Origin of the sequence: Curtobacterium sp. C1, assembly GCF_021049325.1 — a bacterium.
In the GTDB taxonomy this organism is placed as follows: Bacteria; Actinomycetota; Actinomycetes; order Actinomycetales; family Microbacteriaceae; genus Curtobacterium; species Curtobacterium citreum.
This window is the reverse complement of sequence record NZ_CP088076.1, coordinates 1,297,525-1,316,507: the sequence shown is the minus strand read 5'-3', so window position 1 is coordinate 1,316,507 and position 18,983 is coordinate 1,297,525. Positions and strand designations below refer to the sequence as shown.

Sequence of the window (18,983 nt, the reverse complement as noted above, 5' to 3'; positions counted from 1 at the left end):
CGGACCATGCGGGAGGACGCAGCAGCGCGCGCCCGCGACCGGCGGCGTCAGCGCCCGCGCGCCAGCAACCAGAGCAGGTACGGCGCGCCGACGACCCCGGTGACGACGCCGACCGGCAGCGCGTTCCCCGGGATGGCGAACTGCGCGACGAGGTCGCTCGCGAGCGTGATCGCCGCACCGACCGCCGCGGTGACCCCGAGCGCGACCCGCCCGTTGCCGACGAGTCGTCGTGCGATCGGCGCGGCCATGAGTGCCACGAACGCCACCGGCCCCGCGGTCGCCACGGCCCCCGCGGTCAGGCACACCGCGGTCAGGAGCAGGAGCACCTTCGCGCGGTCGGGTCGGAGTCCGAGTGCGGCCGCGACCTCGTCCCCGAGGGCGAGGACCGTCAACCGGCGCGACTGCACGAGGGCGGCCGCGAGCAGGACGACGACCGCGACGCCGAGGATCCCGACGAGCCCGCGGTCGACGGCGTTCAGGCTGCCGGACAACCACAGGAGCGCCGTGCCCGCCTGCTGCACGCTCCCCGAGGTGAGCATCCACCCCGTGATGCTCAGGCAGATCGCGGCGACCCCGATGCCGACCAGCACGACCCGGTTGCCGGTGATCCCCCGCCGCCAGGACAGCGCCGCGATCACGATCGACACGAGCACGGCCCCGACGACCACGACGGCGAACAGCGTCCCGCCGCTCGCGCCGAACAGCACGATCGCGGTGAGCCCGGCCGCGCTCGCCCCGGACGTGATCCCGATCACGTCCGGGCTCGCGATCGGGTTCCGGACGACGCTCTGCACGATGCCCCCGGCGACCCCGAGGGCCGCTCCGACGAGCACGGCGCCGGCGACCCGCGGACCGCGGAGCTGCCCGATCACGAAGTCGGAGACCGTGTCGCCGTGCCCGACGAGCGCGGCGCCCACCTGCAGCGGCGAGAGCGGGATCTCCCCGACGCCGAGCCCGACGGTAACCAGGGCGACGAGGACCAGGAGGACGGCGCCGAGGACGGTGACCTCGCGGCGGACGGCGCTCACAGGCCGGTCACCACGCGCGAGCGGACGAGCCAGATGAACACCGGCGCGCCGATGAGCGCGGTCACGATGCCGACCTGCAGCTCCCCCGGGTACGCGACGACCCGGCCGACGACGTCGGCGACGAGCAGGAGCGCGGGCGCGACGAGGGCGGACAGGAGGATCGTCCAGCGTTGGTCGGGACCGCTCAGTCGGCGGACGGCGTGCGGCACGGCCAGGCCGACGAAGGCGATCGGCCCGGCGGCGGCGACGGCCGACCCGGCGAGCAGGACCGTGACGACACCGCCGACGACGCGCACGAGGACGACCCGCTGCCCGAGCGACGCCGCGAGCTCGTCGCCGAGCGCGAGGGTGTTCAGGGAACGGCCGAGTCCGGCGGCGACGACGAGCCCGACGAGCACCGGCACGGCGATCACCCCGGCCGTGCCGAGGTCCTTGCCGGCGAGCGCCCCGACCTGCCAGAACCGCAGCTGGTCGAGCAGGCTCTGGCTCGTCACGAGGACCGCCGTGGTGATCGACGACAGGGCGGCGGCCACGACGGCCCCGGCGAGCGCGAGCCCGACCGGTGAGAGGCCGCGGCGGGCGAGCGCGGCGACCCCGTAGACCAGGAGCGCGGCGAGTCCGGCGCCGACGAACGCGAAGGGCAGGTACGCGGCGGTGCCGCTGATGCCGAACACGGCGATGCCCACCACCACCGCGAGGGCCGCGCCGGCGTTGATGCCGAGGACGCTCGGGTCGGCCAGGGGGTTCCGCGTCACGCCCTGCATGACGGCTCCGGCGACCCCGAGGGCGGAGCCGGCGAGCAGCCCGACGACGGTGCGGGGCACCCGGTTGCCGAGCACGATGAGCCCGATCTCATCCTGCCGTCCCGGGTGCAGGACCGTGTCGAGGACGGTGCCGAGCGGGATCGGCCGCGACCCGAAGGCCACCGAGAGCGCCACCGCGACGGCGAGCACGACGACGGCGGTCACCGCAGCGCCGACGAGTCGTCCGCGGGACACCGGTTCGGGCCGTGGCCGGAGGAGCGGAGCGCGGCGGAGGTGGGGACGGGGACGGGGGCGAGGGGCGGACGCGTGCATGGGCAGTGGTGCAAGCCTATGCGCGCACCCTGCTCGGCGGCCCCCGAGGAACCCCGGAGCAGCCACCGGGTTCGTTCATAGGTCCGTCATGGGTTCGGAGCCTGTACTGGGTCCCACGACGCTCGACCAGGGCGCCGAGGACGACCGGAGAGCACCGATGAACGAGACCCCGAACCCCGCAGCGGCCGACGACCAGCACGACGCGCAGCAGGCACCGCGGACCGAGTGGGAGGCGCCGCACGCCGACCGCACCACGCTCCGCCCGGCGTACGCGTTCGACGGCAGCGGCCCCTACCTGTACGGCGCCGACGGGTCTGGCCCCTACGCCTACACGCAGGACGGACGCGGCCCGTACCTCGTCGGCTCCGCGGCGCTCCTCGGCGGGGCGTCGCTCGGCAACCCCGCCGGTGCGCACGGCCAGCAGCACTGGGCCGGGGCAGCCGCCACTGCGGACCACGCCGGCGGCTGGGCGCACGCCGCTGGCTGGGCGCACACCACCGGGAAGAACGGCAAGCCCCGTCGGCTCGGCCTGGTGATCGGCTCCGGCGTCGCGGCGCTCGCGATCCTCGGCGCCGCGGGCGGCACGGCACTCGGCCTGTCCACGCAGCACACCACGACGACGTCGAGCCAGACGCAGGGCACCCTGCCCGGCACCGGCTCCGGCACGGGCACGGGCGGGTCCGGGACGAACGGCTTCACCGTCCCCGGGTACGGCGACGGCAGCGGGACCGGCGGCAGCGGCACGGGTGGGACGGGCACCGGTTCCGGCACGGCGACCGAGTCGGCCGCCACCGCCGCGACCGCCGCGCAGAAGAAGGGCGTCGTCACGATCGACACGGTCCTCAACTACGACGCGTCGTCGCAGGCCGCCGGCACCGGGATGATCCTGACCTCGGACGGGACGATCCTGACGAACAACCACGTCGTGCAGGGCGCGACGAGCATCACCGTGACGGACGAGACGACCGGCAAGCAGTACGACGCCGAGGTCGTCGGCACCGACGCCACGCACGACGTCGCCGTCCTCAAGCTCAAGGACGCCTCCGGGCTCTCCACGGTCACGCTGGACGACGACGGCGGCGCGAAGACCGGCGACGCGATCACGGACGTCGGCAACGCCGGTGGTACGGGTGACCTGGTGTCCGCCCAGGGCACCGTGACCGCGACCGACCAGGACATCCAGGTGCAGAGCGAGTCCGGCACCGGGACCGAGTCGCTGCAGGGGCTCCTGCAGGTCGCCGCGGACATCGTGTCGGGTGACTCCGGCGGCCCGGTGCTCGACAGCGAGGGCGAGGTCGTCGGCATGGCGACCGCCGCGTCCTCGGGGTCGGCGGACGTCACGGGCTACGCCATCCCGATCGCGACGGCGAAGTCCATCGCGGACGAGATCCTCGCCGGGCACGCGTCGGACACGATCACGATCGGCCTGCCGGCGTTCCTCGGGGTCGAGGTGAGCGGCACCGCCACGAGCGGCGGCGTCGCGGTCGCCGGGACGGTCGCGAACTCGGGCGCCGCCCTGGCCGGGCTGACCGAGGGCGACACGATCACGAGCCTGGACGGCTCCGCGGTCACCTCGAGCGACGCCCTCACGGCGGCGATCCGCGCCCACTCGGTGGGTGACGAGGTGACGGTCGGCTACACCGACGCCACGGGCGCCGCGAAGACCGTCACGGTCACCCTGACCGCGGGTCCGGCCGCCTAGGCGGTCGGCGCGGCGAGCACCGCGCGCACCACGCTCCGGTACACGTTGGCCGGGGAGTCCGTCCGGAAGGACGTCTCCCCGGCCGTCGTGCGTCCGACGCGCGCGAATCCGTGCCCGGTCGCGTGCACGATCGTGACGGGCTCCGGACGGCCGGGACGCAGCAGGTGCGAGACGGTCCACGGGGCGGACCAGAACCGGGCCAGCCGCGGGTCGCCCTCGGCGATCGACGCGGGCAGGTCCGGCACGTCGGTGCCGCCGCCGACGCGGCGACCCAGCAGGTCCGCCCGGAGCGACCCCGTGCGGAACGGGAAGGTCCACGTCGGACCGATGCCGAGCCTCCCGGCCAGCAGCGCGACGACCCGCTCCGGCGTGGCGGAGCCGACCACGACGTCGTCCGTCCCGTCGACGACGGTGTCGGACCAGGCCTGGAGGCGCGTTCGCCGCCCGTCGGGCAGGTGCTGTTCCAGCGTGACCGGCTGGGTGCCCTCCTGCCAGGGTGCGAGGAGCGCCTGCGTGGACTCGGGCAGGGTGCCGAGCCGGCCGACGAGGCCGGCCTCGACGAGCTCGCGGCCCGCCTCGGTGCGGAGGAGGGTGGGGTTCCAGCGGCGGCCGACCAGGCCCTGCAGGGTGGCGAGTGCGGCGACGCTCACCCGCGGTCCGTCGAGGACCGGTGCGGGCGCGGGGGCGGGCAGCGGCTCGAGGTCGCGCTGCGGGCGTGCCGGGGTCGGCTCGGTCGCACGGACCGACTCGAGCACGGCGAAGACGAGGTCGTCGGTGGCGACGAGCTGGCGGAGCGGACGTTCCACGGTGACGTCGACCCGGTGCCGACCGGTGACGAAGAGCAGGTGCGCACCGGCGACGTCGCCGCCCTCGGTCCACTCGTCCGCCGTGGGCCGCACGTACTCGACGAGGCGTGCGGGGGCGCCGGCCGCGGTCCACGCGTCGGAGCCGATCAGGCGCAGCCCCTCGACCGAGCCCGGGAGCCGTTCGAGCAGGCTCGTGTGCTCCTCGGCGATCGTCCGGTCGCTCGGACGAGACCGGACGGTGAGCACGACGTCGTCACCGGTGACGCGGAGGTCCGCCTGCTGCGCGTCCTCGCGGTGCCAGTGGTCGGGGCGGTGGAGGGTCAGCCGGGCGGTCCGGTCCTCGGTGCCGAGCGGGACGGGGACGACCATGCCCCGAGGCTACGGGTGGGCTGCTGCGTGGCCGGGTCGCCTCGCCGCAGCGGGGCGAGGTGGGGCCGGCGCGGTACGGGCGGTTCCGGCGCGGGGTCAGGTGCGGCGGGGGCGTGGTGCCGGGGGTGGTGGGACGGGCTTCGCGGCGACGACGGCGTCCAGGGGCACGACGACGGTGCCACGGCGGGTCGCGATCGACACCGTCGTCGGGGTGCGGGCGACGAGCTCGCCGAGGGCGTCCCGGGCGCCGTCGCCGTGGTGTGCCCGGACGACGAGCCGGTCCCCGGGGGCGGCGGCGGCGAGGACCGCGAGGGCGCGGGCGCGAGCGAGCGCGGCAGGGTCGGACGGCGTCGCTGCGGGCTGGGGCACGGCTGTGAGCCTAGGACGCGGGCACGGCCGCGTAGGGTGGTCTGGTGGAGAAGGCGCGCGTGGACAGCTGGATCTGGGCGGTGCGGATCACGAAGACCCGCTCTGCCGCGACCGCCGCGTGCAAGGCCGGGCACGTCCGGGTGAACGGCGAGCGGGCGAAGGCCGCGCAGCCGGTCGCCCCCGGGGACGAGGTGCGGGTCCGCCAGAACGGCTTCGACCGGATCGTGGTCGTCCGCGGCGTCATCCTGAAGCGGACGAGCGCCCCGGAGGCCGCGAAGCACTTCGAGGACCGCACCCCGCCGCGGCTCCCCCGCGAGGAGGCCGGCTTCGTCCCGACCCGAGAGCGCGGCGCCGGACGCCCGAGCAAGCGGGAGCGCCGGGACCTGGAGAAGCTCCGCGGGTACTGAGGCGGTCCCCCCGCGCAGCGCGCGGTCAGACGAAGCGGACGGTCTGCTGCAGCTGGTCGCGCACCGCGAAGACGTCCACGTTGCCCTCCGGGGACCACACGCCGTTCAGGACCTGCCGGAGCGCACTGCGGCGGACCACGAAGGCCGTCGGCTTCCGCGCGGGCCCGACGACCTGCACGTCCTCGTCCACCGCGGCGTCCGGCACGACGAGCAGCCTGCCGGTGAACCGGACGCGCGTCTGCTTCTGCACGGCACGGGCTGCCCGGACGAGCTCCTTGACGGGACGCTCCCCCGGCGCCAGGGTCTCGCCGGTGACCTCGCCGTGCTCGATGCGGACGGCGCCGCCCCAGTCGATCGACTCGACGGCCCAGAGCCCGGTCGTGGTGAGGACGGCGTGGTCGAGCTTGCCCTCGGCGCCGGCGTCCAGGTCGTGCCACACGGTCACGCCGATGCCCATGTCCGCGACGATCGACGCGGTCGCCTCCTCCGCCAGGGCCTCGCCGAGCAGGCGCCGGACGTGTCGGGGTGCCGAACGGACGAGCACGGGGTCGTAGGGGTCGTCGATCGGGTCGCCGAGTCCCACCCACTCGCGCTCCGCCTGCAGGAAGACCTCGCGGGACCGGCCACCGGGGTGGCCGTGCGACCGGGCGCGCGGACGGGAGTCACGACGGGCGGCCGGCGGCGCGTACGCGTCGCGGCCGGGGTCGCTCCGCCAGCTCGACGACCCGGACGGCCCGCTCGTGCCGGCGGACCCCGACGTCGCCCGGGACCCGGCGTCGTACGCGCGACGGGCGGCCGGGGTGCCGATGCGCTCCCACGCGACCTGGACCTGCCGGAAGCGCCGGGCGTCCCCGCCCAGGTCGGGGTGGGACTCGCGGGCGGCCCGGCGGTAGGCGCGACGGAGCTCGTCGTCGTCGGCGGTGGGGAGGACGCCGAGCACCTCGTACGGGGTGGCGTCGGCCGGGCTGTCGGTCATGGCCTCCCGACGCTACCGGACGATCCGTCGGAGACCGCCGCGTGCGGGCTGCACGCTGCCTGGGCGCGGTCCGTCCGTCAGAGCGCGGTGACCGCCTGGTGGATCGCGTCCGCGTTCGCCTCGATGTACGCCACGTCGGCCCGGTAGAGCTCGGCGTGCCCGTGCTCCAGGTCGCTGATGAACTTCGGGTTGCCGGCGGCGGCCTCGGTCTCCATCGTCGTCACCAGGGCGACGAGCGAGGCGGTCATCGTCTCGACGAGCACCCCGCGGGACCGGTCGTCGAGCTCGTAGGCGCGGCAGAACTCCGCGGCCCGCTCGAGTCGCTCGTCCAGGGTCGGCGCCGTGCTGCCCTCGACCTGCCCGGTGGTGAACGGTGCGAACCGGTACACCGCGCTCGCGACGTCCCACACCCGCGGACCGGGGTGCGCGGTGTCGAAGTCGATGAGCCCGACCGCCGCGATGCCGTCGTAGACGCAGTTGTACGGCGCGAAGTCGCCGTGCACGATCGTCTCGACCGGCAGGCGTTCGGCCTGCGACCACACGTCGGTCGCGCTGCGCGGGTACGTGGCCGCGGCGTCGTGGTACTGCCGGAGCAGGCGCGCGGAGGTGACGAGCGCCGCCTCGCTCGCGATCTCGGCGCTCCACGGGTAGTTCCCCGCGACGCCGGGCACGAAGGTGACCGTCTCGAGCGCGTCGCCGAGGGCGATGGGCTCGGGCGCCGCGACGAAGCCCTGCTCGTGCAGGTGCGTGAGCAGCTGGTGCACCGTCGGCGTCCAGGGCCCGGCTGGGCGGTGGACGCGGTCGTCGGCTCTCGTGACACGCTCCATCGTGACCTCCTGTCGGCACGTCCCCGTCGACGTGGGCGCCAGCGTATCGGCACGGAGCCCCCTCCGTCACGGTTCGGTCACGATGCGCGTCGCAGGGCGACACCGGAACCGGAGCCCGGCGACACCGGAACCGGAGCCCGGCGGTCGCTCAGCCCTGCTCGCGGAACCAGCCGGGACCGCGGACCTCGGCCCCGAGCGCCCCGACGCGTTCACGCAGCTCACGGTCCGCCGTGACGACCACGACGGGCGCGTCGCCCGCATCGACCGCGGCCGCCGTCGCCGCGACCACGGCGTCGTCCCCGGACCCCTCGGCGCGCACCACGGCCACGTCCGCACCGGGGTCGTCCGCACCGCGCGCGGCGCCCTCGAGCACCACGGTCCAGCGCGGCCACCACCGGTCGAAGCCGAGCCCGAGGGCGTCGGCGGACAGCCCGGCCGCGGCGAGCGCCGACACGGACGCGAGCAGTCGCGACGCGGCCCCGGCACGGTCCTTCCACCAGCCGTCGGGCACGCTGCCGACGACGTTCGCGGCGTCGACGACGACGTGCGGGGTGGTCGTGATGGCGTCGCGGAGCGCCGGCCACGAGGCGCCGAAGCCCGGGTGCAGCGGCAGGTCGACGACCTGGTCGAGCGGGATCCAGGACAGCGCGAGGCTCTCGCGGTCCGCGATCACCGGGTCGAACGGCCGGGAGGCGCGGCCCACCACGGTCGTGTAGGTCCAGAACCCGAGGTCGAGCACGGCCGTGTGGCGCAGGTCGACGCCGTCCTCGGGCACCCCGGCCTCTTCCGCGGACTCGCGGAGCGCGCCGGTGACGGCGTCCTCGCCCTGGTGCCGGGCGCCGCCGGGGATGCCCCAGGTGCCGCCGTGGTGGCTCCACTCGACGCGGTGCTGCAGGAGCACGCGGCCGTGGCCGTCGTCGACGAGCAGGCCGGCGGCGCCGAAGCGGCCCCACGCCTTCGTCCCGTCGGGTCCGACCGCCCACGCGTCGCCGGGGTCGCGCGGACCGGGCGGGGGTCCGGGAGGCGTCGGATCTGGCACCCGTCAACCCTGGCACACGGGCCCCCTCGATGACTGCGGACGGCTCGTGTACCGTGTGCCCCGAGACACGGGGTGCCGTCACCGGGCGGCTGAGATCACACCCGTCGAACCTGCTCGAGCTCGTACTCGCGAAGGGATCGTCCATGGAGAACGCTGCGCCCTCCCCTGCCTGGGCCCACCGCACCGCCGACCTGCTGGAGGCCGTCCGGGCCCGCTCGCCGCTCGTGCAGTGCATCACGAACACCGTCGTGCAGAACGTCACGGCGAACGTCCTGCTGGCCCTCGGCGCCTCGGCCGCGATGGTCGACGTCACGACCGAGGCCGGTCCGTTCGCCCGGGTCGCCGACGCCCTGCTGGTGAACACCGGCACCCCGCACGCCGAGCCGCGTGCCGCGTCCGTCGAGGCCGCGACCGCCGCCGTCGGCGCGGGCACCCCGTGGGTCCTCGACCCGGTCGCCGTCGGCTCGCTCCCGGTGCGCACCGCGCTGGCGCGCGAGCTCCTGGCTCTGCGCCCGACGGTCCTGCGCGGCAACGCCTCCGAGGTCCTCGCCGTGCTCGGCGCGAGCGCCGGTGGGCGCGGGGTGGACAGCACGGTCGGCCCCGACGACGCGCGTGCGGCGGCCGTCGGGGCATCGGACGGGAGGATCGTGGGCGCGCTGGCCGTGTCCGGTGCGGTCGACCTCGTGGTCGCGCCCGGCACCGGCGTGGTGCGGGTGGCGAACGGGACGGAGCTCCTGACGCGGATCACGGGCGGCGGGTGCGCGCTCGGTGCGGTCGTCGCCGCCTTCACGGCGGTGGCCCCGGACGACCCCGGGGCCGCGGCCGTCGCGGCGACGGCGGTGCACACGATCGCCGCCGAACTCGCGGCGGCGGACGCCGGCGGTCCGGGGACGTTCCAGCCGCTGTTCCTCGACCGGCTGGCGTCCCTCACCCCGGAGGACGTCGTCCGCACCGCCCGGATCACCGCCGAACCGAGCACGACCGCCCCGCAGGGGGTCGGTGCGTGACCGCGGACGTGGGTGTCTACCTGGTGACCGACCCCGTGCTGTGCGACCGGCACGGCCTCGGCGTGCTCGCGGTCGTCCGTGCGGCGGTGCACGGCGGCGTGCGGATCGTGCAGGTCCGCGACAAGACGGCGTCGGCCCGGGACCTGCTCGCCCTGACCGCGGCGGTCGCGGACGCGGTGGGCGACCGTGCGACGGTCGTGGTGGACGACCGGCTCGACGTGGCCCTCGCCGCGCGGCACGCCGGGCACGCCGTCGCCGGGGTGCACCTCGGCCAGTCCGACGTCCCGGTGACGGCGGCGCGTGCCCTGCTCGGCGCGGACGCCCACGTCGGGCTGACCGCGAACACGCCGGAGCACCTGGCGGCCGTCGAGCGGCTCCCCCGCGGGTCGGTGGACCTGCTCGGGGTCGGGGTCGTGCACCCGACGACGACGAAGCCGGACCACCCGCCGGCACTCGGGCACGACGGGTTCGCGCGGATCGCCGCCGCCTCGGACCTGCCGTGCGTGGCGATCGGCGGGGTCGGGCTGGACGACGTCGCACCGCTCCGCGCCGCCGGCGCCGCCGGTGTCGCGGTGGTGTCGGGCATCTGCGCGGCGGCCGACCCTGGTGCGTCCGCTGCCGCGCTCGTCGCGACGTGGGACGCCGCCGGACCCGGCCACGGGGCGGACCGGACGGACGACGGCGGGGGCGGGGCGTGCCTCCAGGCCGGCGCACCGGACCACGGGGCGGACGCGTGACCGGGGGTGTGCCCCGCGTGCTGAGCATCGCGGGGACGGACCCGACGGGCGGGGCCGGCGTGCAGGCGGACCTCAAGGCGATCGCGGCGCACGACGGGTACGGCATGGCGGTCGTGACCGCGCTCGTCGCACAGAACACGCACGGCGTGCGGTCGGTGCACGTGCCGGACCCGGCGTTCCTGCGGGAGCAGCTCGACGCGGTGTCCGACGACGTGACGGTGGACGCGGTGAAGACGGGCATGCTCGGCACCGCCGCGGTCGTCCGCGAGGTCACGGCGTGGCTCCGGGCGCACCGGCCACCGGTCGTCGTGGTCGACCCGGTGATGGTGGCGACGAGCGGCGACCGGCTGCTCGACGCGGACGCGGTCGAGGCGGTCCGGGAGCTCCTCGGGCTCGCCGACCTGGTGACGCCGAACCGGGCGGAGCTCGCGGTGCTGGCGGAGCTGGCAGCGGGCGCGTCGGACGGCGGGAGTGCCGTGGACGGCGACGACCAAGCCCTGCTCGTCGCACGGACCTGGGGCGTGCGGGTCCTGGCGAAGGGCGGCCACGACGACGGGGCCACGGCGGACGACGAGCTCGTGGAGCCCTCGGGCGCGCGGCGGACGTTCTCGGCGCCGCGGGTCGCGACGACGAACACGCACGGCACGGGGTGCTCGCTGTCGAGCGCGATCGCGACGCTCGTGGTGCGGACGGGCGACTGGGAGCTCGCGGTCGGCGAGGCCAAGGCGTGGCTCGGTGCCGCACTGGCCGGCGCGGACGACCTGCACGTGGGGAGCGGGAACGGACCGGTCGACCACGGGGCCGCCGTCCGGGCGCTCCTGCCGCCGGTGCGGTGGACGGACCGGTGGTGGGCGGACGTCGCCTGGGTGCTCGCGGAGACCCTCGCGACGCCGTTCCTGGTGGGGCTGCGGGACGGGACGCTGTCGACGGAGGTCTTCGCGGGGTACCTGGCGCAGGACGTGCACTACCTGCGGGCGTACCAGGGGCACCTGTCGGCCCTGGCTTCGGCGGCGACACCGTCGTCGGACGAAGCCGCGTTCTGGGCGGGTGCCGCGCAGGGGTGTGCGGACGAGGCGCGGGACCTGCACCACCGCCGGCTCGCGGGCTCCCGGGCGGAGGACCCCGTGCACCCGGTGTGCGCCGGGTACCTCGCGCACCTGCAGCGGGCGGCGGACACCGGCTCGGCGGCGGTCCTGGCGGCCGCGGTGCTGCCGTGCTTCCGGGTCTACGCCTGGGTCGGGACGCGGCTCGGCCGGGCATCAGAGGGACACCCGTTCGGCGACTGGCTCGGAGCCTACGGCGACCCGGGGTTCGCGGCGGCCTCGGCGGCGGCGACGGACCGGGTCGAGCGGCACGCGACCGCGGCGAGCGCCGAGGAGCGTGGGCGGATGACGGCGGCGTTCCGGGCGTCGACGGCCTGGGAGCTGGCGTTCTTCCGGATGCCGACGGGCTGACGGGGCGGCGCGTGCCCCGGGGCGGGCACGGGTCCGGGCCCGGGCCCGGGGTCAGCGCGCCCGGGTCCGCATGCCCGGGGTCAGCGCGGGGGCAGACGGACCAGCTCGACGGTCAGGTCGCTCGCGGACACCTCGCCGCGCATCCACGTGTGGTCGGGCTGGCGGCGGCGGTCCGTCGGCGATCCCGGGTTGAGCAGCCGCATGCCCGACGGGGCGACGGTGTCCCACGGGATGTGCGAGTGCCCGAACACGAGCACGTCGGTGTCCGGGTGGTCCCGGTCCGCCCGGCGTTCCCGCCCCGTCGCGGCCCCGGTCTCGTGCACGACCGCCCAGCGCAGGTCCTCGACCAGCAGGTGCGCGACGAGGGGCAGCCGGTCGTCGAACTCGGGACCGTCGTTGTTGCCGCGGACGCCCGCGAAGCGCCGGGAGCGTGCCTGCACGGCGTCGACGGTGGCCAGGTCGACCCAGTCCCCCGCGTGCACCACGAGGTCCGCGGCGTCGATGTCCGCCCAGAGCCCGGCGGGCAGGTCCTTCGCGCGCTTCGGCAGGTGCGTGTCGGACAGCAGGACGAACGACGTCGTCACGGGGCCGTGCGGCCGGGCATCGGCAGGCCGGCCTCGTCCGCGGCGCCGAGCCGCTCGAGCAGCCCGGCGAGCAGGGCGACGTCGTCGTCGGACCACTCGGCGAGACGTTCCTCGAGGGCGCTGCGGTGCATCTGGACCGACCGGTCGAGTGCGGCGCGTCCGGCGTCGGTGGCCTCGAGCGGCTTGGCGTTGCCCGACCCGCCGTCGGTCGTGCGGACGAGCCCGGCTGCGAGCAGCCCGGACAGCTGCCGCGAGATCGTCGATCGGTTGAGCCGCAGGTACCGGGCGATGTCGATGGCCATGCAGCCGGGGTGCTGCACGACGAAGTCGACGAGGGACTGGTCGACGACGCTCAGTGCCTCGTCGTCACCGCGGGCGCGGATGCTCGCGCGTCGGGTGATCCGGGAGAGTTCCGTGTAGGCACGGCCGATGTCGCTGTTCCGGACGTCGCTGTTCCGGACGGCTCCGTCGCGGAGGTCTCCGTCCCGGACGTCGGAGCTCGGGCTGCTCATCTCGGTCTCCAGCCTCTCGCGGGGGTGCGCCGTCCGTCGGCGCCGATCGGTCCCGCCACCATACCGGCGGGTACGTCCGGGGAACGCTCAGTGACCCGCCGCCGCGGCCCGGAGTGCGGGGATGTCGAGCTTGACCATCTGCTGCATGGCTGCGAAGACCCGGGCGTTCGCCTCGGGGTCGCCGCTACCGGTCATGAGCTCGCCCATCATCGACGGGGTCACCTGCCACGACAGGCCCCAGCGGTCCCGGAGCCAGCCGCACGCGACCGGCTCGCCGCCGTCCGCGAGCAGCGCGTCCCAGACGCGGTCGAGTTCGTCCTGCGTGTCGACGTCGACCTGGAACGACACCGCGTCGGTGTGCGGGTGGCCCGGTCCGCCGTTCATCGCGCGGTACGGCTGCCCGAGGAGCGTGAACTCGACGACCAGTGCGGACCCGTCGGGCATCCGCGCGACGCTGTCGACGCGGCTGTCCTCGAACAGGCTCGTGTAGTACCGCGCCGCGGGCTCGGCCTGGTCGTCGTACCAGAGGAAGGGGGTGATCGTCGGCATCGTCGCCTCCGGGTGGTGAGGTCAGTCCGCGGCGCCGCGACTGAGCAGGTCGGCCTTCTCGGGGTGCTCGTCGAACCACTTCGCGACGAACCAGCACATCGGGACGATGCGCTTCGTGGTGGTGGCCTCGACGTCCGCGACGGCGTGCTCGACGAGCTGCGCCGCGTACCCGTGGCCGCGGTGCTTCGGCACCGTGTAGGTGTGCGGGAACGACACGGCGTCGTCGGTCGCGCGGCGGTCGAGCACGCTGACGAGCTCGCCGTCGACGTACATCGCGTAGCGGTCGCGGTCGGCTTCGTCGCGGAACTCGTGGGCCATGCGGCCATCATGCACCCGGCCGAGACTCGCCGCCCCACCCGGACGAGACTCGCCGCCCCACCCGGCCGGGACGGGCCGTGCACCGTGCGGGAATGCGCCGCCGCACGCGGTGTTGCAGGTCGCATGACCACCATAGGCATCATCGGAGCAGGCAACATCGGATCCCAGCTCGCACGTCTCGCGGTGCAGCACGGCCACCAGGTCGTGATCGCGAACTCGCGCGGACCGGAGACGCTGCAGGACCTCGTCGCGGAGCTCGGCGACGGTGCCCGTGCGGCGACCCGTGACGAGGCGGCGGCCGCCGGCGACGTCGTCGTCGTGACCACCCCTCTCGCCGCGATCGAGACCATCCCCGTCGAACCCCTCGTCGGCAAGGTCGTCATCGACACGAACAACTACTACCCGCAGCGCGACGGCCACATCGCGGCCCTCGACGACGAGACCACCACGACCGCCGAGCTCCTGCAGGACCACCTGCCCGGCGCCCGCGTCGTGAAGGCCTTCAACCACATCGCCGCGACGGCCCTCACCGACGAGGCGCAGCCCGCCGGCACCCCGGACCGCCGCGCCCTCGTCGTCGCCGGTGACGACGAGGACGCCAAGGCCGTCGTGTCGGAGCTCATCGACTCGTTCGGCTTCGACGTCGTCGACGCCGGGCCGCTCGCCGAGGGCTGGCGCATCCAGCGGGACACCCCCGGGTACGTCACGCGGTACACGGCCGACGAGCTGCGCGGCAAGCTCGCCGAGGCCAAGCGCTACCGCGACATGTGACCCCCGCCCGGCGCAGCCCCGCGTCCCCGGAACTGGGGCTGCGCCGAGGTCCATGCGGACGGATAGAACTGACGATGGATCAGTACGGACGAGGGAGCACCAGTGGCGTCGCACCGCATGCCGGACCGGGACCGGCCGCGCCGGCCGGTCCCTGCCTGGGTCACCGCGCCGCCGCACGCTGCGGTCACGACCGTGGTCGCGGACCCCGGCCTGGAGGCACACCCCGCCCCCGTCGTCGCGTCGCACCTGTCCGAGCGGGTCGCCACCACGGCGGCCGCCGCGGAACTCCCGCCCGCCGCGGTCCCGAGCGCTGAGCACGACTCCGCCACGCACCTCCCGTCCCCGGAGGACGTCGTCGTCCCCGACTTCCCGCCGCAGCAGGACCTCCTGCCGCCGGCACCGACCTCGCCCGCCGTGCAGGTCCCGTCCACCGACGCGGTCCCGGTGTCCCCGACCGCCGTCGCCCCCACCTCGACCCCCGCGCCGACCGTCGCCGCCGCGCTCCCGGCTCCTCCAGCGCCGGTGCAGCCCGCCGTCCCCGAGGTCGGGCAGCCGCGCTTCTCGGTCCCCGGGCTCGAGCACGTCGTCGTCGAGGGGACGGAGCCGGAGCCCTCCGGGCCGATCGGCTACCGGACCCCCGCGCGCTTCGCCCGACAGCAGGCACCGCTGCCCGCTGCCGCCCCGCCGCAGCCCGACGCGGCGACCCGGGCGTTCGACGCGATCATCACGCCCGCCGCACCGACTCCGACACCGGTCCCAGCTGCAGCTGCCGCGCCCGCCGCCGACGTCTCGGCCCCGGCCACCGGGTCCGCCACCGACGCGGACCACCGGACGCAGGAGCTGCCGCGACCCGACCAGGCGACGACCGCGAGGGGACGTGGCGGACGGGCGCCGCGCCTCCAGGCCGGAGCGGCGACCACACGGACCGACCGCCGGCCCGCCGTCGGCGCCACCCCGGGAGCGGCGCTCGGTGCCCTGACCGGGATCGCGACGCTCGCGCTCGCGGCCTGGTGGTTCACCGCACCGACGACCGTGCACGCGACCGGACTCGCGCTCGGGGTCGTGGCGCTGCTGCTCTCGGCGACCGTCCTGCGGGACCGGACGGCGACGTGGCAGCGGCCGCTCGCGCTCCTCGGTGCCGTGCTCGGCGGCGTCGGGACCCTCGTGCTCCTGTGGGCGGTCGCGACCGCGCTCCTGCCGCTCGCCGGCGTGACGCTGCCGGACCTGACCGGCACGGGCGCGACGACGACGCTCGCCCCGTAGGGTCCCGGGTCAGACCGCCCGGACGACCCCGCGCGAGGTGATCGCGTTCGTCAGGGCGTCGATCGGCTCGCGCTGCACCGTCGGGTTGGCGATCAGGACGTAGTCGACGGCCGGCAGGTCCGGCAGCGACAGACGCTGCGACACCTTCACGAGGTCCGCGGGGATGAGCGAGTGCGGGAAGACCGCGACACCGATCCCGGCCCGCACCGCCGCGAGGACCCCGTTGACGTCCCGCGTGTTGCAGGTGATCCGCCAGGTGCGGCCGGCGGCCTCGAGCGCGTCGATCGCCATCTGCCGGCTGATGCTCGGCGCCTGGTACGCGATGAGCGGTACCGGCTCGCCGGGTTCGAGGGCGATGCCGTCCTGCGCCATCCACACCATCTGGTCCGTCGCGACGCGGGTGCCCTCGGCGGACTCCCCCGCGGTCTGCTTGATGAAGACCAGGTCGAGCTGTCCGGCGTGCACGCGGCGCAGGAGCGGTGCGGACTGGTTCACCGTGAGCTCGAGGTTCACCTGCGGGTGCAGGCGTCGGAAATCCCGCAGGATCCGCGGCAGCTGCGTGATCGCGAGGTCGTCCGCCGCGCCGAAGCGGAGCCGTCCGCGGGTGGCGGCACCGGAGAAGTACGCGTCGGCGGTGGCGTGCGCGGCGAGGATCGTCCGCGCGAAGCCCGCCATCGCGTCCCCGTTGTCGGTGAGCGCGACGCCACGGGTGTCCCGGGCGACCAGGGTGCGGGCGACCGCGGTCTCGAGGCGGCGGACGTGCTGCGAGACCGTCGGCTGGCTGATCCCGAGGCGCTGCCCGGCGAGCGTGAAGCTGCCGGTCTCGGCGACGGCCAGGAAGGTTCGCAGCAGGACGGGGTCGAGCATCGGCGCCCCCTCCTTCATTCGACATCGCAATGGAGTGATAGCCACCATACGGGAGCCGAATGGCTCCGGTGGAACTAGTTTCGAGTGGGTACTGACCACCCGTCCGCCCGCGACGATCCGGAGCCCCACCACCGTGAGTGCGTCATCGACGACCCTCCCCCCACCCACCGAGCCCCTCCCGATCCAGGCCGAACGTCCGCCGTGGCGCCACACCCTCATCGCGCTCTCCGTCCCGAACTTCCGCCTGTTCACGGCGACGAACCTCGTGGCGATGACCGCGGGGTGGATGCAGCGCATCGCGCAGGACTGGCTCGTCCTGCAGCTGACCGGCTCGGTGGCGCAGGTCGGCATCACGGTGGCGTGCCAGTTCGCCCCGATGCTGCTGTTCGGGCTCTGGGGCGGGGTGCTCGTCGACCGGTTCTCGAAGCGGGCGCTGATGATGCTGACGCAGGGCGCGTTCGCGGTGCTCTCCACCCTGCTCGCCGTGCTCACGCTGACCGGCGTCGTGCAGGCGTGGCACATCTGGGTGATCGCCTTCCTGGTCGGCATGGTGACCGTGATCGACAACCCGGCGCGCCAGGTGTTCGTCACCGAGATCGTCGGCCACCAGCACCTGCGGAACGCAATCAGCGTGAACTCGAGCGTGTTCCAGCTCGGCGGGATGATCGGGCCGGCGCTCTCCGGCGCCCTGCTCGTCGCGGTCGGTGCCGGCTGGTCCTTCGGCGTCAACGCGGTCGCGTGCGTGGCCGTCGTCGTGACCCTCGGGTTCCTGCGGGTGTCCGAGCTGCACCGCACCCCACCGGCACCGCGGACGAAGGGGCAACTCGTCGAGGGTCTGCGCTACGCCGTCCGGAAGCCCACGATCCTGGTGCCGGTCGTCCTGATGGTCTTCTTCTCGGTCTTCGCGCTGACCATGCCCGTGCTGCTCTCGGCCTTCGCGTCCGAGGTCTACGGCGTCGGCGCGGGCGGCTACGGCCTGTTCAACTCCGCGGTCGCGGTCGGAGCCCTCGCCGGGGCGCTGCTGTCCACGCGTCGGGCGAACGTCCGGCTCCGCACGATCGTCGGCGGAGTGTTCTGGACCGGGGTGCTGCTCGTGGTGTCCGGGTCGATCCCGGTCATCGCGCCGTTCACCGTCGCCCTGGTCGCGGTCGGGATGTCGCAGCTGCTGTTCATGACGGCCTCGAACTCGCTCGTGCAGCTGTCGTCGAACGTGGCGATCCGCGGCCGGGTGATGTCCCTGTACGTCCTGGTGCTCCTGGGCGGCCAGGCGATCGGCGGTCCGCTCATGGGCCAGGTCGTCGACCACTTCGGGGCCCACGTCGGCATGGTCGTCGCCGGGGGCGTCCCGGCCGTGGCCGCCGCGGTGGTCGGGCTCGTGCTCGCCCGGCGGGGCGGGCTGCACCTGGCGGTGCGCATGCGCCACCACCTGCCGCTGCCCGCGATCGTCGGGCAGCGGTAGGGCGCGGCGCGCGCCGCGGCGCGCCGCGCCGCGCCGCGCCGCGTGTTCCGCACAACGGGAAGCACGCCGCACCACGCGATCACGTGGCACGGTGTGATTCCGGTTGTGCGCGAGCAGGACGCACCACCCGCCGGACGGGAGGCACGGGGCGCGGCCGCCACGCGCCTCCAGCCCGGTGGGCGGTCGGGTCGCGCGCGGCGCGCGCCGCGTCAGTACGCGACGCCGAAGCGGGCGCGGTGGTGCGCGGGGTGCTCGACCTCGTCGACGAAGGCGATCGCGAAGTCCTCGCCGGAGATGTCCGAGTTGCCCTCGGCGTCGGTGAGCAGCAGGTCGTCCGTGGTGCGGTAGGTGCCCTTCCGCTCGCCGGGGTTGTAGCCGCCGAAGGCCGCCGCCGGGCTCACGTAGAACCAGTCGACCTCGGTGCCGGAGGCCTTGAGTGCCTCGAGGACCTCGGCGTGGCTCTTCGCCTCGCCCTTGAACGCGTCGGGGAAGTCCGGGGTGTCGAACAGGGCCGGGCCGCCCTCGGCGACGAGCAGCGAGCCCGCGCCGCCGACGACGCCCAGGCGCGCACCGGCTGCGGCTGCGGCGTCGACGAAGTGCTGGAACTTGTCCTTGAGCTCGCTGCCGTCCGCCTGGACCGCGTGCAGGGCGACCACGACGACGTCGGCGCCCTTCGTGACGTCCGCGACGAAGTCGGCGTCGAAGGCGTCGCCCTGCGCGAGGGTCAGCCCCTCGGCGGCGTCGAGCTTCGAGGTGTCGCGCGCGACGGCGGTGACGGCGATGCCGCGGGACAGTGCCTCGCGGGTGATGGCGGAGCCGGCGTACCCGGTGCCGCCGAAGACGACGATGCTCGTCATGGTGGT

Annotated in this window: 21 protein-coding genes and 1 riboswitch; of the genes, 8 read left to right on the top strand and 13 right to left on the bottom strand. The window is 75.2% G+C overall.

Annotated elements, in window-relative coordinates; translation table 11 throughout:
• Positions 1–47 precede the first annotated feature (47 nt).
• Together LQK89_RS06455 and LQK89_RS06450 are read right to left on the bottom strand one after the other, a co-directional pair.
• On the bottom strand, positions 48–1,028 hold the full coding sequence (locus LQK89_RS06455; RefSeq protein ID WP_144801528.1) for a FecCD family ABC transporter permease: 981 nt from the start codon (positions 1,026–1,028) through the stop codon (positions 48–50).
• On the bottom strand, positions 1,025–2,026 hold the full coding sequence (locus LQK89_RS06450) for a FecCD family ABC transporter permease (protein WP_144801532.1): 1,002 nt from the start codon (positions 2,024–2,026) through the stop codon (positions 1,025–1,027). Before LQK89_RS06450 ends, LQK89_RS06455 begins: the two co-directional genes overlap by 4 nt.
• Positions 2,027–2,261: 235 nt before the next feature.
• Between LQK89_RS06450 and LQK89_RS06445 the strand changes: the two genes are divergently transcribed.
• Positions 2,262–3,806, top strand: coding sequence for a S1C family serine protease (locus tag LQK89_RS06445; RefSeq protein WP_231050529.1), 1,545 nt, complete (start codon positions 2,262–2,264; stop codon positions 3,804–3,806).
• Here LQK89_RS06445 and LQK89_RS06440 read toward each other — a convergent pair.
• Together LQK89_RS06440 and LQK89_RS06435 are read right to left on the bottom strand one after the other, a co-directional pair.
• The gene (locus LQK89_RS06440) at positions 3,803–4,981 is read right to left on the bottom strand and encodes a hypothetical protein (RefSeq protein WP_144801537.1); all 1,179 of its coding nucleotides are present in this window, start codon (positions 4,979–4,981) and stop codon (positions 3,803–3,805) included. The genes LQK89_RS06445 and LQK89_RS06440 overlap by 4 nt on opposite strands.
• A 96-nt stretch (positions 4,982–5,077) precedes the next feature.
• Positions 5,078–5,350, bottom strand: coding sequence for a hypothetical protein (locus LQK89_RS06435; protein WP_231050528.1), 273 nt, complete (start codon positions 5,348–5,350; stop codon positions 5,078–5,080).
• A gap of 44 nt (positions 5,351–5,394) precedes the next feature.
• On the opposite strand from LQK89_RS06435, the gene LQK89_RS06430 reads away from it, so the two are divergent.
• The gene (locus LQK89_RS06430) at positions 5,395–5,757 is read left to right on the top strand and encodes an RNA-binding S4 domain-containing protein (protein WP_231050527.1); all 363 of its coding nucleotides are present in this window, start codon (positions 5,395–5,397) and stop codon (positions 5,755–5,757) included.
• Between the two features lie 25 nt (positions 5,758–5,782).
• On the opposite strand, the gene LQK89_RS06425 is transcribed toward LQK89_RS06430, so the two are convergent.
• From LQK89_RS06425 to LQK89_RS06415, 3 genes are all read right to left on the bottom strand, one after another.
• Positions 5,783–6,733: a DnaJ domain-containing protein gene (locus LQK89_RS06425; protein ID WP_144801543.1), complete on the bottom strand. Its 951-nt coding sequence runs from the start codon at positions 6,731–6,733 to the stop codon at positions 5,783–5,785.
• A 77-nt stretch (positions 6,734–6,810) separates the two neighbouring features.
• The gene (locus LQK89_RS06420; protein WP_231050526.1) at positions 6,811–7,560 is read right to left on the bottom strand and encodes a phosphotransferase enzyme family protein; all 750 of its coding nucleotides are present in this window, start codon (positions 7,558–7,560) and stop codon (positions 6,811–6,813) included.
• A 148-nt stretch (positions 7,561–7,708) separates the two neighbouring features.
• Positions 7,709–8,599, bottom strand: coding sequence for an NUDIX domain-containing protein (locus LQK89_RS06415; protein WP_231050525.1), 891 nt, complete (start codon positions 8,597–8,599; stop codon positions 7,709–7,711).
• 58 nt (positions 8,600–8,657) lie between these two features.
• Positions 8,658–8,754: riboswitch (TPP riboswitch) on the top strand.
• Here LQK89_RS06415 and thiM point away from each other — a divergent pair.
• The 3 genes from thiM to thiD all read left to right on the top strand — a co-directional run bounded on the left by thiM (position 8,743) and on the right by thiD (position 11,797).
• Complete coding sequence (gene thiM / locus LQK89_RS06410) at positions 8,743–9,606, top strand: hydroxyethylthiazole kinase (protein WP_231050524.1); 864 nt, start codon at positions 8,743–8,745, stop codon at positions 9,604–9,606. Its footprint overlaps the riboswitch before it by 12 nt.
• On the top strand, positions 9,603–10,343 hold the full coding sequence (gene thiE, locus LQK89_RS06405; RefSeq protein ID WP_231050523.1) for a thiamine phosphate synthase: 741 nt from the start codon (positions 9,603–9,605) through the stop codon (positions 10,341–10,343). Before thiM ends, thiE begins: the two co-directional genes overlap by 4 nt.
• Complete coding sequence (gene thiD / locus LQK89_RS06400) at positions 10,340–11,797, top strand: bifunctional hydroxymethylpyrimidine kinase/phosphomethylpyrimidine kinase (protein WP_231050522.1); 1,458 nt, start codon at positions 10,340–10,342, stop codon at positions 11,795–11,797. Before thiE ends, thiD begins: the two co-directional genes overlap by 4 nt.
• Positions 11,798–11,877: 80 nt before the next feature.
• On the opposite strand, the gene LQK89_RS06395 is transcribed toward thiD, so the two are convergent.
• The 4 genes from LQK89_RS06395 to LQK89_RS06380 all read right to left on the bottom strand — a co-directional run bounded on the left by LQK89_RS06395 (position 11,878) and on the right by LQK89_RS06380 (position 13,760).
• A complete protein-coding gene (locus tag LQK89_RS06395) occupies positions 11,878–12,381 on the bottom strand; it encodes a metallophosphoesterase family protein (RefSeq protein ID WP_231050521.1) in 504 nt (167 codons plus the stop codon).
• Complete coding sequence (locus LQK89_RS06390) at positions 12,378–12,893, bottom strand: MarR family winged helix-turn-helix transcriptional regulator (RefSeq protein ID WP_231050520.1); 516 nt, start codon at positions 12,891–12,893, stop codon at positions 12,378–12,380. Before LQK89_RS06390 ends, LQK89_RS06395 begins: the two co-directional genes overlap by 4 nt.
• Positions 12,894–12,980: 87 nt before the next feature.
• On the bottom strand, positions 12,981–13,442 hold the full coding sequence (locus LQK89_RS06385; RefSeq protein WP_058743239.1) for a VOC family protein: 462 nt from the start codon (positions 13,440–13,442) through the stop codon (positions 12,981–12,983).
• Positions 13,443–13,463: 21 nt separating this feature from the next.
• The gene (locus LQK89_RS06380) at positions 13,464–13,760 is read right to left on the bottom strand and encodes a GNAT family N-acetyltransferase (RefSeq protein ID WP_058743238.1); all 297 of its coding nucleotides are present in this window, start codon (positions 13,758–13,760) and stop codon (positions 13,464–13,466) included.
• Positions 13,761–13,883: 123 nt separating this feature from the next.
• On the opposite strand from LQK89_RS06380, the gene LQK89_RS06375 reads away from it, so the two are divergent.
• Both LQK89_RS06375 and LQK89_RS06370 read left to right on the top strand, forming a co-directional pair.
• Positions 13,884–14,531, top strand: coding sequence for an NADPH-dependent F420 reductase (locus tag LQK89_RS06375; protein WP_058743237.1), 648 nt, complete (start codon positions 13,884–13,886; stop codon positions 14,529–14,531).
• A 102-nt stretch (positions 14,532–14,633) separates the two neighbouring features.
• Complete coding sequence (locus LQK89_RS06370) at positions 14,634–15,794, top strand: hypothetical protein (RefSeq protein WP_231050519.1); 1,161 nt, start codon at positions 14,634–14,636, stop codon at positions 15,792–15,794.
• Between the two features lie 9 nt (positions 15,795–15,803).
• Here the strand turns inward: LQK89_RS06370 and LQK89_RS06365 are convergent, their stop codons facing one another.
• Entirely contained in the window at positions 15,804–16,661 is an 858-nt protein-coding gene (locus tag LQK89_RS06365) for a LysR substrate-binding domain-containing protein (protein ID WP_058743356.1), read from the bottom strand.
• A 133-nt stretch (positions 16,662–16,794) separates the two neighbouring features.
• Here LQK89_RS06365 and LQK89_RS06360 point away from each other — a divergent pair, with 133 nt between their 5' ends.
• Positions 16,795–18,120 (top strand): MFS transporter, encoded by a 1,326-nt coding sequence (locus LQK89_RS06360; protein WP_231050518.1) that lies wholly within the window; start codon positions 16,795–16,797, stop codon positions 18,118–18,120.
• Positions 18,121–18,329: 209 nt separating this feature from the next.
• On the opposite strand, the gene LQK89_RS06355 is transcribed toward LQK89_RS06360, so the two are convergent.
• Positions 18,330–18,977 carry an NAD(P)-dependent oxidoreductase gene (locus LQK89_RS06355; protein ID WP_231050517.1) on the bottom strand — a complete coding sequence of 216 codons (648 nt, stop codon included), beginning with the start codon at positions 18,975–18,977 and terminating at the stop codon, positions 18,330–18,332.
• Between the last annotated feature and the right edge of the window lie 6 nt (positions 18,978–18,983).